Here is a 14,721-nt window from a genome sequence, read left to right as displayed (position 1 = left end):
AATTTTAAAACAGCCTGCTTTTTATTTTATATAGCTCTCGCTCGTTCGCAGTTGTTTTATGAACGGCAAAATCGATATCAAGCTGAATATTGTCTAGCCGTTCGTTCAGCTGTTGGTAGTGGGAATCTACTTTTTCCTCAAGTTTGTGAAGGCCTTGTTTGAGAGAAGTGATTTCACCGTGGATGTTGTGTACGTCCATTGTGAGGGCTTCAAGTTTGGCATCTGTTTCATCTTGACGGTGAAGAAGCGCTGTCATTAGTTCGTTCAGTTCCTTTAGTCCGGATTGCAAATAAGCTTGTTCTTCTTCTAATCGTTTTTGCCCTTGGAGCAGTATTTGTTGTTCCCGGCGGATCGTTTGTTGTTCTTTTCGGATAGTCAGCTGTTCTTCCTCTAACCGTTTTTGCCCTTCGACAAGATTATGCAATGTACCTTCGATATTGCCAAGCTTGTCAAGCACTTGCTGGAGAACTGTTTCGTCCATAAAAATCCCCCATTCACGCTGCTTTGGTTATTTAAAAATATCATAGCACATATGTTCGTTTCTATCAAGAATATGGTGGAAAGCCGTTTTTGTATTCTTGCACAGAACGCGCGGCAAATGTTGCTTCATTCAATGAAAGTTTGGTATCATCATAGTATTGTGGTAGGTCGAACTCATTGGAGGTGAAAAAGATGTCAAGAATTTCCATCGAACAAGTAAAACATGTGGCGCATTTGGCGCGTTTGGCGATTACGGATGAAGAAGCAGAAATGTTTACGAAGCAGTTAGATGCGATTATTACATTCGCTGAGCAATTAAATGAGCTCGATACAGAAAACGTTCCGCCAACCTCGCACGTTTTGGATATGAAAAACGTCATGCGCGAAGATGTGCCAACACCAGGGCTCCCGCTTGAAGAAGTGTTGAAAAACGCGCCGGACCACCAAGACGGGCAATTCCGCGTACCAGCCATTTTAGAGTAAGGAGGGGGAAGCAATGTCATTATTTGACCATAAAATTTCCGAATTACATCGTTTATTACATAAAAAAGAAATTTCTGTTTCCGATTTAGTGGATGAATCATTCCGCCGCATTGGCGAAGTGGAAGAACAAGTGCAAGCGTTTTTAACACTAAATGAAGAAAACGCGCGCGCGAAAGCGAAAGAGTTAGATGACAAGCTAGCGAAAGAAGGAAACGATTTTGGCGTGCTTTTTGGCATGCCGATTGGCATTAAAGATAATATTGTAACAAAAGGGCTACGCACGACATGTGCAAGCAAAATTTTATATAACTTTGACCCAATTTATGACGCAACGGTTATGGAGCGCTTAAACGAAGCCGGTGCGATTACGATTGGAAAATTAAACATGGACGAGTTTGCCATGGGGTCTTCTACGGAAAACTCCGGTTTTCAGCTCACGCGCAACCCGTGGGATTTAGAGCGCGTACCGGGCGGCTCTAGCGGCGGTTCCGCTGCGGCAGTAGCGGCAGGCGAAGTACCGTTTGCTTTAGGTTCTGATACGGGCGGTTCGATTCGCCAGCCGGCGGCATTTTGTGGAGTTGTCGGGATGAAACCTACATACGGCCGTGTATCGCGCTTCGGGCTTGTCGCGTTTGCCTCTTCACTTGACCAAATCGGCCCGATTACGCGTACGGTAGAGGATAACGCCTACTTATTGCAAGTCATCGCTGGTTTAGATCCAATGGATTCGACATCGGCAAACGTAGAAGTGCCAAATTACGTAGAGGCGCTTACCGGCGACATTAAAGGCTTAAAAATCGCCGTGCCGAAAGAATATTTAGGCGAAGGTGTTGCGGAAGAGGTTCGCCAATCCGTCCTTGATGCATTAAAAGTATTGGAAAAATTAGGAGCGACATGGGAAGAAGTATCACTTCCGCACTCGAAGTATGCGCTGGCGACTTACTATTTGCTTGCTTCTTCGGAAGCATCCGCGAACCTTGCCCGCTTTGACGGTGTGCGTTACGGATACCGCACGGATAATGCGAAAAACTTGATCGATATGTACAAACAAACGCGCAGCGAAGGCTTCGGCAACGAAGTGAAACGCCGCATCATGCTTGGGACGTTCGCGTTAAGCGCCGGATATTATGACGCGTATTACAAAAAGGCGCAACAAGTGCGGACATTAATCAAACAAGATTTCGAAAAGGTATTTGAGAAATACGACGTCATTATCGGACCAACGACGCCGACACCAGCATTTAAAATCGGCGAAAAAACGCACGACCCGCTAACGATGTACGCGAACGACATTTTAACGATTCCAGTAAACCTTGCCGGCGTTCCTGGAATCTCCGTACCGTGCGGATTTGTGAACGGCTTGCCGGTCGGCTTGCAAATTATCGGCAAACATTTTGATGAAAGCACAATTTACCGCGTCGCTCATGCGTTCGAGCAAGCGACCGACTATCATAAACAAAAACCAGCGTTATAAGGGGGGAAACATGATGAATTTTGAAACGGTCATTGGTCTTGAAGTTCACGTTGAGCTAAAGACAAAATCGAAAATTTTCTCCAGTAGTCCAAATGCGTTCGGAGCGCCCCCAAACACGCAAACGAACGTGATCGATTTAGGCTATCCAGGGGTTCTTCCGGTATTGAATAGACAAGCGGTAGAATTTGCGATGAAGGCAGCGATGGCGCTAAACTGCGAAATCGCGACCGAAACGAAATTTGACCGTAAAAACTATTTTTATCCGGATAACCCAAAAGCGTACCAAATTTCGCAATATGACCAGCCGCTTGGCAAAAACGGCTGGATTGAAATCGAAGTGAACGGCAAAAAGAAAAAAATCGGCATCACCCGTATTCATTTAGAAGAAGACGCAGGGAAACTGACGCATACCGGAGATGGATATTCACTTGTCGATTTCAACCGTCAAGGCACTCCATTAATTGAGATTGTGTCAGAACCGGACATCCGCTCACCAGAAGAAGCGTATGCGTATTTGGAAAAATTAAAATCGATCATCCAATATACAGGCGTTTCCGATTGTAAAATGGAAGAAGGTTCGCTTCGCTGCGACGCGAACATTTCCCTTCGTCCAATTGGTTCAGACAAATTCGGCACAAAAACAGAGTTGAAAAACTTAAACTCATTTAACTTTGTGCGCATGGGGCTCGAATACGAAGCAAAGCGGCAAGAGAAAATTTTGCTTTCCGGCGGCGTCATCCAGCAAGAAACGCGTCGCTTTGACGAAGCGACAAAAACAACGGTGCTCATGCGCGTCAAAGAAGGTTCGGAAGACTACCGCTACTTCCCAGAACCAGACCTTGTTATGCTATATATCGACGACGAGTGGAAAGAACGCGTTCGCGCTTCGATTCCAGAGCTTCCAGACGCGCGCAAAAAACGCTATATCGAAGAGCTTGGCTTGCCGGAATACGATGCGAAAGTATTAACGCTGACGAAAGAAATGGCCGATTTCTTCGAAGCGACGGTCGCAAACGGAGCAGATCCGAAATTGGCGTCCAACTGGCTCATGGTTGAAGTATCTGGCTATTTAAACGCAGAACAAAAAGAACTGCATGAGATCGCGCTGACGCCAGAAAGCTTAGCGGGCATGATTAAGCTCATTCAAAACGGCACGATTTCGTCGAAAATCGCGAAAAAAGTGTTTAAAGAACTCGTCGAAAAAGGCGGAGACCCAGAGAAGATTGTCAAAGAAAAAGGGCTTGTGCAAATTTCCGATGAGGCGACATTGCGCAAAATCGTCATCGAAGTATTGGATGCTAATCCGCAATCCGTTGAAGACTATAAAAACGGAAAAGACCGCGCGCTTGGTTTCTTAGTCGGCCAAGTGATGAAAGCGACAAAAGGACAAGCCAACCCGCCGCTTGTCAATAAGTTGTTAGTAGAAGAAATTAACAAACGATAAACAAGTTAAAGCTGGCTGCATCAAGCCAGCTTTTTATTTTTATCTTAATTTTATGATGCTACAATCAGTTAAGCTTGAAGTCGAAAAAAGCGGGATACCAAGAGGCGATTTTGCCGATGCTTTGAGAAGATATAGGAAGGAAAAGTCGGATTTTTCATGATAAATTCGTCTTTTTTCTTTTAAATAACAAGTTATTAAAACACAATGTTAGCGTGGAATGTTCTTGGGAATAATAGAAAAATTTTATAAAAAAATAATATTATAAAAATATACAATAGTTTTTTTATTTATGTTATTCTATATTGTAAGCAGAATTATTAACTTTTATGTAAAAAAATAACAATAGGAGGGATGAGGATGTTGAGGAAAAGATCCATATTGCTTACTTTATTGTGTACAATTATGTTAATTATTGCTACTGCTTGCAGCGGTGGCGGCAATGAAGCGAAAAATGAAAATAAAGGAAAAAGCAGTGGGAAAAGCGGAGATACGGTTGACCTCTTGATGGGGACAGGAAGCCAAGGGGGTACATATTATCCACTTGGAGCAGAAATGGCCAATGTTTGGAATAAAAATATTAAAAGTATCAATGTTACATCCACTGAATCTGGTGCCTCTGTTGAAAACCTCGCCAAAATTGCTAATGGAGAATTCGATTTAGGGATGACTGTAAACCTTCCGGCATATGATGCTTACGAAGGAAAAGGAGATTTTAAAGGAAGAAAAGTAGAGAATTTCGCGTTTATCGGCCATATTTATCCAGAAGTATTGCAAATTGTGACGAGAGAAAGTTTCGGGATTAATTCTATCGCTGATTTAAAAGGAAAACGGATCGCAATCGGACCGCCAGGAAGTGGTACGCAATCAGCCGCAAAAATCGTATTAGAAGCTTTCGGTATTAAAGACGGTGACTATGAAGCTTATCAAGAAGGCTTCGGTGATGCGAAAGCGAAGCTGCAAGACGGCACGATTGACGCATCGTTCGGATTGCTTGGCCTGCCTGATGCCGGAATTGATGAACTGCAAGCATCTGTAAAAGACGTGAAACTTTTAGAAATTACTGGTGAAGAACTGGCTTATGTTGAAAAGAACAGCGGCTACACTCGATATACGATGAAAGCCGGTTCATATGAATGGTTGAAAAAAGATGTCAGTACTGTTTCCGCGTTTGCGATTTTAGTCGCTAATACAGATACAGTGGATGATGAGACAGCGTATCAGCTTGCGAAAGTAATGATTGAAAAAGCAAATGAAAACACACACCAACAGGCAAAACATATGACAAAAGAAAACGCATTGAATGGACGCGGAAATTTACCAATTCATCCAGGTGCAGAAAAATACTATAAAGAAATTGGTATCCTTAAGTAATAAAAAGGGCCAGACTAAGCGTCCTGGTCCTTTTTTCAATAATTCTCCTATCACAAAATCTCTTGTTTTTCCATTAATCTTAACGATGTGCTTCCTATGATTTTACTGTTGCCTATTTCAACCGGTAACAAGTAATTAACTTCATTTAGGTGGTGATGACGATGAAATGGCGTAAAAAAAAAGATATGAAAGAAAAGCCGCTTGAAGAATTGTCTCAAGAGGAAATACTAGAAAAATATGACCGAGAAAGTTCCTACAGAAAAAATCTCGGGAAATGGTCATGGGTTGTCCTCTTTTTAGGTGTATCATTAACGTTGTTCCATTTGTACACAGGGTATCGCGGCGCGTTTGAAGCGAGAATTCAAGGTCCTATACACCTAGGAACCGCTTTAGGCCTCATTTTTTTGCTTTATCCGATTAAAAAAGGATTGCATCGGAAACAAAAGGGAGTTCCTTGGTATGATGTCGTGCTTGCTTTCACAGCGCTCGGGTTGGCTATTATAATGTGATTAATTACGAGGAGCTTGTAGCGCAAAAAATCGTGTTTGGGTATTCGCAAATGGATATTATTGTTGCTTCCCTTGGTGTGCTGTTAGTGCTTGAAGCGGCAAGAAGATGCGTAGGTTTGCCAATCGTGGCAGTAGCGGGTGTAGCAATTTTATACGCGTTATACGGAAATCATATTCCAACGAAAATGTTTGCCCATCGTGGATTTTCATGGGAAAAGTTAGCAACTGATTTGTATTTAACGACAAAAGGAATATTTAGTACGCCAATTCAAGTGTCATCCACATTTATCTTCTTGTTTTTATTTTTCGGAGTGATGCTCATTCGGACTGGAGTTGGTCAATTTTTCAATGACGTAGCGTTTGCGTTAACAGGAAGATTTATTGGAGGACAGGCGAAAGCAGCAGTTGTTGCGAGCGCCTTGGAAGGAATGGTCTCGGGAAGCTCTGTCGCGAACACGGTAGGATCGGGAGCGTTTACGATTCCAATGATGAAAAAGGCGGGTTATAAGCCGGAATTTGCCGCAGCTGTAGAAGCTTCCGCATCAACCGGTGGGCAAATTATGCCACCAGTAATGGGAGCGGCCGCATTTATTATGGCTTCGTATACAAACACGCCGTATAGCCAAATCATGTTGGCTGCGATCATTCCTGCCATTTTATACTTCCTCGGTGTATTTTTAGGCGTACACTTCGAATCGAAAAAACAGGGGATTATCGGCACACCGAAATCGCAGCTGCCGAGCTTTCGGAAACTGATGACAGAACGCGGATATTTGATTTTGCCGCTTATAGTCATTTTTTACACATTACTGACTGGTAAAACGCCGATGCGCGCTGCTTTAGTGGCGATTTTAGTCGCGTTTCTTGTCAGCTTAGTACGCAAAGAAACAAGAATGACACCATGGCAAATTGTAAAAACGCTTGAGGAAGGTGCTCGAACCGCGCTTCCAGTCATCGCAGCATGTGCAGCCGCGGGAATTATTGTCGGTGTTGTCGTCCAAACGGGATTAGGCGGAAGAATAGCAAATGGCATTATTACGTTAGGTGGAGGATCATTAATTTTAACGTTATTCTTTACGATGATTGCCTGCCTTATTTTAGGAATGGGGTTGCCGACAACGGCAAACTATATCGTAACCGCGACGATGGTTGCGCCAGCGTTAGTATTAGGGTTGGACGTTCCAGTTTTAGCTGCTCATATGTTCGTCTTCTATTTCGGAATTGTCGCTGATATTACGCCGCCTGTCTGTTTGGCAGCATATGCGGGTGCGGGACTGGCGGGAGCGAACCCGTTTATGACAGGAGTAAGGGCGTTTACGTTGGCGACGGCGGCGTATATCATCCCATACGTATTTGTTATGAACCCGCAAATGATTTTAATTGACGTTAAACCGCTGTTTTTAACGATTTGCGTGGTCACGGCGATTATTGGCATGATCGGTGTAAGCAGCGCCATGGTTGGTTACCTTGTCAGAAAGGCGTATGTTTGGGAGCGGATTGTCTTATTTATCGCTGGTCTTCTTCTCATCTCGCCAAATATTACGTTTAGTGTAATTGGAAGCGTGCTATTAATTGCCGTTGCTGTGATTCAATCAAGAAGACCGAAAGAAACAAATAACCTTTTCACCGCGACCATGTAGTATTGGAGTGAAAGAGGGTGATTTTTGATCATCCTCTTTTTTTATTTACATATAGGCAAAAATCCTGTAATATGAAATAAAAATTTCATATAATTTTATAAAATGAAAAATAAATTTCAAAGAGGTGTTCATGGTGGAAAACGAGCAGATAGAAGCGATTGCTAGTAGCATGAAACGCTCCTTTCATTTGTATGAAAAAGCGAAGGAAGTCATACCAGGAGGCGTCACGGCAAATATTAAATATTTCGCGCCGCACCCGATTATCATGGAAAGAGGAAAAGGCAGCCGCCTAGTCGATGTCGATGGAAACGAATATGTCGATTATTTACTTTGTTACGGTGCGCTTATTTTAGGACATGGCCATCCGAAAGTAATCGAATCGATCATGAGACAGATTATTACTGACGGAACGACCGTATTTGGCGCGCCACACATGCTCGAAACGTTGATGGCGAAAAAAATTATTCAAGCATTTCCAAGCATGGAAATGGTTCGTTATACAAATTCCGGTTTAGAAGCTACATTACTTGCCATTCGCTTAGCACAAGCGTTCACGGGAAAAACAGCTATCGCAAAATTCGAAGGACATTATCACGGTGGATATGATCAAGTGTTAATTAGTGTAAATCCGTCGGTTACCGAAGCGGGAGACGAAAAAGAGCCGAAAGCGGTGCCTGAGTCGAAAGGAATCCCTCCCCAATATACGGATGAAACGATTATTTTGCCGTTTAACGATATTGAGGCAACGGAAGCGATTTTGCGGAAACATAAAAATCGACTTGCAGCAGTTATTTTAGAGCCGGTTCAAGGTGGCTTTATTCCGGCAGATGCAATTTTTATGAAAGAGCTTCGCGCCATAACGAAAGAACTTGGCATCGTCCTTATTTTCGATGAAGTAAAAACGGGATTCCGTATCACTTACGGAGGGGCACAAACGGTTTACGGCATCGCGCCTGATCTTACCGCATTAGGAAAAGTGTTAGGAGGTGGATTCCCGATCGGAGTGGTCGGAGGGAAAAGAGAAATTATGGAACAAATGGACCCGCGTCGCGGCAAAGACGCACTGTCAATAGGAACAGATAAAGCGAACAAAGGGGATGTCCTGTTCCATAGCGGCACGTATAACGGTCATCCGACTGTTTTAGCGGCAGGGCTGGCAACATTAGACGTCTTACAGCAGCCAGAAACGATGCCGCGTCTATTGCAAATGACGAACATGCTCCGCGAAGGATTGGAAGCGGTGTACCGTGCTTATGGCATACCAATGAAAACGGTCGGATTAGGAAGCATCTTCAACATCGTCTTGACCGAACAAGACGTAAAAAATTATCGCGATTTGACAAAAGCAAATATGAAATTGCGGGAAGAAATCGATTACGAACTGTTGGGACACGGCGTGTATACGAAACCTGGCAATCGCTATTCGATGTCCGTCGTTCATACGGAAGAAGATATCGCATGGACGATAGACGCGCACGAAAAAGCTATTCGAAAGGTAAAAAATCGTTTATAATGGGCACACCAACAAATCGTTGTGAGAAAAGGGCTGAAAAACGATGAATGAAGTGTATCGATTAATCGCCGAAAAACTGCCAGAAATGAGTCGAGCACAGCGGAAAATCGCGAAATACGTATTAAACAATCCTGAAGCGGTTCCGTTTTTCACGGTCGGAAAGCTTGCGAAAATGGCAGGAGTGAGCGAAGCGACTGTTGTCCGCTTCGCAACGTTTTTAGGATTTTCGGGATATCCAGAGTGGCAACAGGCGATGCAAGAATCGATGAAGCGGCAATTGACAACGGTGGAGAGACTGAAAATTTCCGAAGAAGTGTACGATTCGGAAGACAAATCGATTTTCGAAATGTTTCAAGAAGACATCGAAAGAATTAAAGCAATGTCGGTGCAAATCGACATGGATTCGTTCTATCAAGCGGTGCAATACATTACCGACGCGAAACGAATATTTATTATCGCAAACCGAAGCGCGGTTTCATTAGGACTGTTTTTAGAATTTTATTTCGACATATTGTTTGAGAATGCGGAGCTCATTCGTAATCCGCACGGCATATCGGAAAAACTGTTTCGTCTTAATAAAGACGATGTCGTTATTGGTTTAAGTTTTGCCCGCTACACAAAAAGCACCATTGAAGCGGTCGCTTTCGCCAAAGACCGCGGCGCAAAAATTATTGTCATTACGGACCATCTATTATCACCGCTGGTATCGTACGGAGACGTCACGTTATGTGCTCCGACGGAAATGCCGTCGTTTATTGACTCGTTCGTTGCGCCGTTAAGTTTAGTTAACGCACTCATTACCGAAGTCGGCCGGAGAAAGCGTAGCGAAGTCGAAAAGCATTTATCTGATTTAGAAGAAATTTGGGAAAGATTCCATATTTTTTATGAGTAAAATGATGTGGACCTATTCCAAGAATGTTGGAATGGGTCTTTTTATTTCACCGGCTCGAATCGTTTCTATTATGCGCGGTTGTACTATTGCTTCTTGTTTCCGTATCTCCGGAAAGCAGATAAATATATTTTCGTGCCTTCATATCGTTGGCCATTTATGTCAAGAAAACGGGTGCGTTAAACAGAAGGAAAAACTCTTGCTTATGCAGCTACTTTTCTCTCGTCAACGTCATATGCAGCAAACACAATCTGTTCTGTCCCGTCAACCATTAGATGTGGTGAAAAACAATATCATCATCGTTTCATCCATGGCCGTCCGGCTTTCTAGTCATTCTCTTCATAAAAAGTTTGTTCCGTAAACAGATTATTTTCGAAAGAGCTTTAATATGTTTAGCATGTCAGAATGATAGATAAGAAAAAAGTCCTTATCGTCATCTGGAAAAACAGGAATATATCATGATATATCCTTATTTTCCTTGTGCTACCATTTAAATAGCGTGTAAATGGGGGGAGGAAATCAAGGTGTCGTCTTTATTGGAATCGATAGAAAAAGAATTGAAACACAAGGCCTATGAGACGATGATCGATTGCCTCGAGTCCTATCAAGGGCAGGTCGAAGAAGAGATCGAGGAATTTCAAGATGGCACTCGTGCCTTTTATCGCGCAAATGACGAGTATGTTCCGCATTGGCAGGGAGAATCGAGGGCAGCGTATGAGTCGATATACGGGGACTTGCGGCAAATCGAGGCATGGATTTATGCGGCCGCAGACGATCTTTTTCATGAAATAAGCAGGGAAATCGCCCAGATTCGCCAAAAGATAGAGGAACGGCAATGACGACGATTCGAGTCAAACCAGAGGAGCTGGAAACGGTAGCGAAGCATGTTCCCGATGCAGAAGACGCTTGCCAGCGTGTGCAGGAATCTCTTTCTTGGACACTTCCTTCTTTAGCCGTGCAGATTCCCGGAATCGACTCTGCCGCCATCCATAAGCTTAAAGACGAGCTGATTCATTGGCTCCGCCGCTATGAAGAAAAGCTGAATGAAGTCGAGGAACTGCTGTATCGGACGGCCGCGGCAATGCGCCAGGCAGACCAAACGCTTGCCGAGAACATGAAAGAATTCGGCTTAGAGCTTCTTGGCTGGTATGACTTGCAGCGATTGTTTGGAGAATACGATCCAATTACTGGAGAACGGATATCCGGATGGGACCGCCTGCTTGCGGGAGGAATGCTATTAGCTTCTTTTATTCCTCTGATCAAAGGGATAGGAATCGCTGGCAAAGTGGGAATCAAAGGAGCGAAATCAGCCAGGATAACAGCGGATGTTTCGAAATGGATCTCAAAAACGAAAAACGTCCTCCATTATGATAAAATCAAATCGTTCTTCCAAACGATCTATCACCAAGTCATCAAAGAACCAATCACCGAAACTATCCGTCGTTCAGAAAACAATGGAAGAACTTTCTTCCTCAAGTGAAAAATATGAAAGAGATATTATCACCAAAAGGAACGGGTAATATTGTTCTAGAACAATTGCAATTAGGGATAACACTAAAAGATGTGGTAATAGTTTTCTCCTTCGACGAGGAATACGGAGATATCGTTTTTAACTTCCCAGAAAGCGAAATATTCGTAGATGATAAAAAGGAAGTTAAATCGAGGTTTGAAAAGTTAGTTAATTATCTAGTGAAATTAAAAATGAAATATGATATTCCTAAAGTTATAATAGGTTACGAGCCTGCGGATGATGAGGATACAATGTTAATCGAACTTAATGTTAATGCTCTTAACTTGGAAAAAGTGTTAGAAAAAATACTTTATTAAATCCTTCGAGCCTCAAGGATTTCCTTGAGGCTCTTTTTAGTGTACCCGGCATGGGTGCAGTCTAATACGGCCCTTCCTCTTTTTTTGCTACGATTTTAAGCCTTTTGGCGTTACTTTATTTTCTAGCTTCCGCAATAAAAGATCAAATAAAATCGCTAAAACCGCCGCTGGGATGGCACCGGCCAAAATCAAATTTTTATCGGCGATCCGCAGTCCGCGGTCAATGAGATCGCCTAAGCCGCCGGCGCCGATAAAGGTCGCGAGCGCCGCCACGCCGATCGTCAAAACAGTAGCCGTTCGTACGCCTGCCATAATCACTGGCAAGGAAAGGGGGAGCTCGACCATCCATAAAATTTGTCGCGATGTCATCCCCATTCCTCGGCCGGCATCGACAAGCGCGGGATCGACGCCAAGGATGCCTGTGTACGTATTGCGCAAAATCGGAAGCAATGCATATAACGTTAACGCAATAATGGCCGGCAATTTTCCGATTCCAAAGATCGGAAGCATAAATCCTAATAAAGCGAGGCTTGGAATCGTTTGAATAATAGCAGCGATGCCGATGATTGGTTCGGCTAGCTTTTTATGCCTTGTCAGGACAATGCCGAGCGGAACAGCGACTAAAATCGCAATGATCATTGCGGTTCCGGAAAGCAAAATATGTTCTTGGAAAGCGATCCAGATCTCTTGTTTTCGTTCTATCATCGTGTTAAGCAGATCCATTTCTCCTCCCACCTTCACGGTTGCTTTTGAAACTCCCATTCCGCCAGCCCGCGCATCATGCTCGATCTTGTGATGACGCCGACAAGGCGATTCCCGGCCAATACAGGGATAGCGCTGACATCTTGGTGTTGGAAAATTTCCGCAACTTCCGTCACATCAGCATCCTTTGTTAGTGTCGTCACATCGAAATCAGCGATGTCGGTCACAAGAAGATGTTCCTGCTGATAATGTCTTTCTAGTTTTTTTAATGTCACGACACCAAGAAAGGATTGTTTTTTATCTGTAACGATTAAGCTGTCTACTTTTTTCTCTTTCATGAACCGGAAGGCCTCGGCTAATCCGCGCTTCGGCGATATCGTAGCGATGGAATGGGACATTAAGTCTTCCGCTGTCGGCACGGCCGTTTGTCTTTGTGCAAGGCGGTTCTCTCCAATAAAGTCGCGTACGAATGAATTGACAGGACGGCGCAAAATTTGATCCGGCGTAGCAAATTGCACGATTTCTCCGTCTTTCATAATCGCAATGCGGTTGGAAATTTTAATCGCTTCATCCATATCATGTGTGACAAACACAATTGTCTTTCGAATTTCTTCCTGCAATTTCACAATATCCTCTTGCAGCTGTTCGCGGCTGATCGGATCGAGCGCGCTGAACGGCTCGTCCATCAAAATGATGTCAGGCTCTGCGGCAAGGGCGCGAATAACGCCGACTCGTTGTTGCTGGCCACCGCTAAGTTCCGACGGGTAGCGATGTTTAAACATCGCTGGATCTAATCCGACAAGATCAAGCAGTTCGTCAACCCGTTTTTGATAGGCGGACGGCTCCCATTTTTTTAGTTTCGGAACTAAGGCGATATTTTCCGCAATCGTCATATGAGGGAACAGCCCGATTTGCTGGATGACATAGCCAATGTTGCGTCGTAGTTCCACTGGATCCATTTTTGCAATGTCCTGCCCGTCAATGTATATTGTTCCAGACGTCGGTTCAGTCAGGCGGTTAATCATCCGCATCGTCGTCGTTTTTCCGCATCCGCTTGGCCCGATTAAAGTGACCAATTCTCCTTTTTGAATTTCGAGATTAATATTTTTTAATGCGACAAAACCATCGTCATATTGTTTCCATACGTTTTCAAAGCGAATCATCTTCATCCCACCTTTGCTATGAGAAAACATTAATCTATCAATCCTTCTGCTTTCAAAAAGTCAATGGCCACTTGTTTTGGACTTTTTCCTTCCATATTTACTTGCGCGTTGAGTTCCATCATTTTTTCATCGGTTAAAACACCTTCGAGTTTATTCAAAACTTTCTCCAATCCAGGGTTGGCATCAAGCACTTCTTGACGGATAATCGGCACAGCGTGATAAGGCGGGAAGTAGTGTTTGTCATCTTTCAGCACAACGAGGTTGTATTTTTTAATGCGTGCATCGGTCGTATAGGCGGTAATGACATCGATATCGCCGTTTTTTGCCGCTTCATACTGCAAGTCAGGATCGATGTTGGTAGTTTTCTTAAACTTAAAGCCGTATGTCTCAACTAACCCGTCATACCCGTCGCTTCGCTCAAAAAATTCCGCATCGGAGCCGAATACAAGCTGATCAGATTTCTTGGCGAGGTCGGAGTACGTTTTTACTCCTAGCTTGTCAGCAAGTTCTTTGCGCATTGCGAGGGCGTAAGTGTTGTTAAAGCCGAGCGGCTTCAGCCACGCGATGTTAAACTTTTCTTTATACTGCTTTTTCGTTTCTTCATAAATTTCTTCTGGTGTTTTCGATGGGTCGTATTTGTTTTTTAAGATGTTTAAGTGACCAGTACCCGTATATTCTACGTATAAATCAACATCTCCCTTTTCCATGGCTTGCTGCAGCACAAACGCGCCCCCTAAACTATCTTTCATTTCCACGTCTAAATCGGTGTTCGCCTTCAAATATTCGGCAAGCAAGTGGGCTAAAATCACCTGTTCGGTAAACTTTTTGCTCGCGACAACAATTTTCCCTTTTTCCGCTTTTTCGCCAGCTCCGCAGGCGGTTAGAGTGAACAGCATGACAGCGGATAAAAATAGAAACATCCATTTTCGCAATGAAATTCCTCCTTTACGTGATTGTGCATACGTTCTTGATATAGATTTGCGCTGAAATGATATGTAGCGGCAAGGAGAGGCCAGGAAATAACGGGTGGGAACCGTCACGACAATATTGTATCGTCAGTTGGATGTTATTTACAAATTTGGTATAGCACTATATATTTGCATATTTACGGATTTGCCATGCTGACCTAGAAGCAGATTCCGCATCCTTAGAAATGCTCCGATATGCTCCTGTATCCTCAAGATTCGATAGGAATTATGAGAAAAAAAACAAAATAGCAATGCATG

13 protein-coding genes and 2 pseudogenes are annotated in these 14,721 nt (G+C 43.5%); 11 read left to right on the top strand and 4 right to left on the bottom strand.

Going from position 1 to position 14,721, the window contains the following annotated elements:
- Positions 1-4: 4 nt before the first annotated feature.
- Entirely contained in the window at positions 5-481 is a 477-nt protein-coding gene (locus tag NXM86_RS16450; protein ID WP_081189831.1) for a hypothetical protein, read from the bottom strand.
- A 191-nt stretch (positions 482-672) separates the two neighbouring features.
- Between NXM86_RS16450 and gatC the strand changes: the two genes are divergently transcribed.
- From gatC to NXM86_RS16395, 11 genes and pseudogenes are all read left to right on the top strand, one after another.
- Complete coding sequence (gene gatC, locus NXM86_RS16445) at positions 673-963, top strand: Asp-tRNA(Asn)/Glu-tRNA(Gln) amidotransferase subunit GatC (protein ID WP_012749030.1); 291 nt, start codon at positions 673-675, stop codon at positions 961-963.
- Positions 964-976: 13 nt separating this feature from the next.
- Complete coding sequence (gene gatA / locus NXM86_RS16440; RefSeq protein WP_498958343.1) at positions 977-2,437, top strand: Asp-tRNA(Asn)/Glu-tRNA(Gln) amidotransferase subunit GatA; 1,461 nt, start codon at positions 977-979, stop codon at positions 2,435-2,437.
- Between the two features lie 13 nt (positions 2,438-2,450).
- On the top strand, positions 2,451-3,881 hold the full coding sequence (gene gatB, locus NXM86_RS16435) for an Asp-tRNA(Asn)/Glu-tRNA(Gln) amidotransferase subunit GatB (RefSeq protein WP_062755908.1): 1,431 nt from the start codon (positions 2,451-2,453) through the stop codon (positions 3,879-3,881).
- A 357-nt stretch (positions 3,882-4,238) separates the two neighbouring features.
- A complete protein-coding gene (locus tag NXM86_RS16430) occupies positions 4,239-5,252 on the top strand; it encodes a TAXI family TRAP transporter solute-binding subunit (RefSeq protein WP_012749033.1) in 1,014 nt (337 codons plus the stop codon).
- 161 nt (positions 5,253-5,413) lie between these two features.
- Positions 5,414-7,401: pseudogene (locus NXM86_RS16425) on the top strand (TRAP transporter permease).
- A 130-nt stretch (positions 7,402-7,531) separates the two neighbouring features.
- A complete protein-coding gene (locus NXM86_RS16420; protein WP_498958341.1) occupies positions 7,532-8,914 on the top strand; it encodes an aspartate aminotransferase family protein in 1,383 nt (460 codons plus the stop codon).
- A 43-nt stretch (positions 8,915-8,957) separates the two neighbouring features.
- Positions 8,958-9,806 carry a MurR/RpiR family transcriptional regulator gene (locus NXM86_RS16415; protein WP_498958339.1) on the top strand — a complete coding sequence of 283 codons (849 nt, stop codon included), beginning with the start codon at positions 8,958-8,960 and terminating at the stop codon, positions 9,804-9,806.
- A 196-nt stretch (positions 9,807-10,002) separates the two neighbouring features.
- Positions 10,003-10,164, top strand: a complete 162-nt coding sequence (locus NXM86_RS16410; protein ID WP_156779779.1) for a hypothetical protein — start codon at positions 10,003-10,005, stop codon at positions 10,162-10,164.
- 163 nt (positions 10,165-10,327) lie between these two features.
- Positions 10,328-10,642, top strand: coding sequence for a DUF5082 domain-containing protein (locus NXM86_RS16405; protein WP_498958337.1), 315 nt, complete (start codon positions 10,328-10,330; stop codon positions 10,640-10,642).
- Positions 10,639-11,283: a pre-toxin TG domain-containing protein gene (locus tag NXM86_RS16400; protein ID WP_498958332.1), complete on the top strand. Its 645-nt coding sequence runs from the start codon at positions 10,639-10,641 to the stop codon at positions 11,281-11,283. The genes NXM86_RS16405 and NXM86_RS16400 overlap by 4 nt, the downstream gene beginning before the upstream one ends.
- Positions 11,277-11,630 (top strand): annotated as a pseudogene (locus tag NXM86_RS16395) (Cdi1I family immunity protein); the annotation flags it as partial. The gene NXM86_RS16400 and the pseudogene NXM86_RS16395, both read left to right, overlap by 7 nt.
- 87 nt (positions 11,631-11,717) lie before the next feature.
- Here NXM86_RS16395 and NXM86_RS16390 read toward each other — a convergent pair.
- The 3 genes from NXM86_RS16390 to NXM86_RS16380 are packed head-to-tail and all read right to left on the bottom strand — an operon-like array spanning position 11,718 to position 14,427.
- Positions 11,718-12,353: an ABC transporter permease gene (locus NXM86_RS16390; protein WP_171699049.1), complete on the bottom strand. Its 636-nt coding sequence runs from the start codon at positions 12,351-12,353 to the stop codon at positions 11,718-11,720.
- A 14-nt stretch (positions 12,354-12,367) separates the two neighbouring features.
- Positions 12,368-13,495 (bottom strand): betaine/proline/choline family ABC transporter ATP-binding protein, encoded by a 1,128-nt coding sequence (locus NXM86_RS16385; RefSeq protein WP_171699048.1) that lies wholly within the window; start codon positions 13,493-13,495, stop codon positions 12,368-12,370.
- 29 nt (positions 13,496-13,524) lie between these two features.
- Positions 13,525-14,427 carry a glycine betaine ABC transporter substrate-binding protein gene (locus tag NXM86_RS16380; RefSeq protein ID WP_081189499.1) on the bottom strand — a complete coding sequence of 301 codons (903 nt, stop codon included), beginning with the start codon at positions 14,425-14,427 and terminating at the stop codon, positions 13,525-13,527.
- Positions 14,428-14,721: the final 294 nt, after the last annotated feature.

This window comes from Geobacillus sp. CX412, assembly GCF_027942335.1.
GTDB classification, from domain to species: Bacteria; Bacillota; Bacilli; order Bacillales; family Anoxybacillaceae; genus Parageobacillus_B; species Parageobacillus_B toebii.
Note: the sequence above shows the minus strand (reverse complement) of the source record. Positions and strands in the feature narration are given on the sequence as shown.

What these genes read in the sequence shown, in the direction of transcription:
- NXM86_RS16450 (WP_081189831.1), bottom strand. Translation starts at nt 481, where the DNA reads ATGGACGAAACAGTTCTCCAGCAAGTGCTTGACAAGCTTGGCAATATC.
- gatC (WP_012749030.1), top strand. Translation starts at nt 673, where the DNA reads ATGTCAAGAATTTCCATCGAACAAGTAAAACATGTGGCGCATTTGGCG.
- gatA (WP_498958343.1), top strand. Translation starts at nt 977, where the DNA reads ATGTCATTATTTGACCATAAAATTTCCGAATTACATCGTTTATTACAT.
- gatB (WP_062755908.1), top strand. Translation starts at nt 2,451, where the DNA reads ATGAATTTTGAAACGGTCATTGGTCTTGAAGTTCACGTTGAGCTAAAG.
- NXM86_RS16430 (WP_012749033.1), top strand. Translation starts at nt 4,239, where the DNA reads ATGTTGAGGAAAAGATCCATATTGCTTACTTTATTGTGTACAATTATG.
- NXM86_RS16420 (WP_498958341.1), top strand. Translation starts at nt 7,532, where the DNA reads ATGGTGGAAAACGAGCAGATAGAAGCGATTGCTAGTAGCATGAAACGC.
- NXM86_RS16415 (WP_498958339.1), top strand. Translation starts at nt 8,958, where the DNA reads ATGAATGAAGTGTATCGATTAATCGCCGAAAAACTGCCAGAAATGAGT.
- NXM86_RS16400 (WP_498958332.1), top strand. Translation starts at nt 10,639, where the DNA reads ATGACGACGATTCGAGTCAAACCAGAGGAGCTGGAAACGGTAGCGAAG.
- NXM86_RS16390 (WP_171699049.1), bottom strand. Translation starts at nt 12,353, where the DNA reads ATGGATCTGCTTAACACGATGATAGAACGAAAACAAGAGATCTGGATC.
- NXM86_RS16385 (WP_171699048.1), bottom strand. Translation starts at nt 13,495, where the DNA reads ATGATTCGCTTTGAAAACGTATGGAAACAATATGACGATGGTTTTGTC.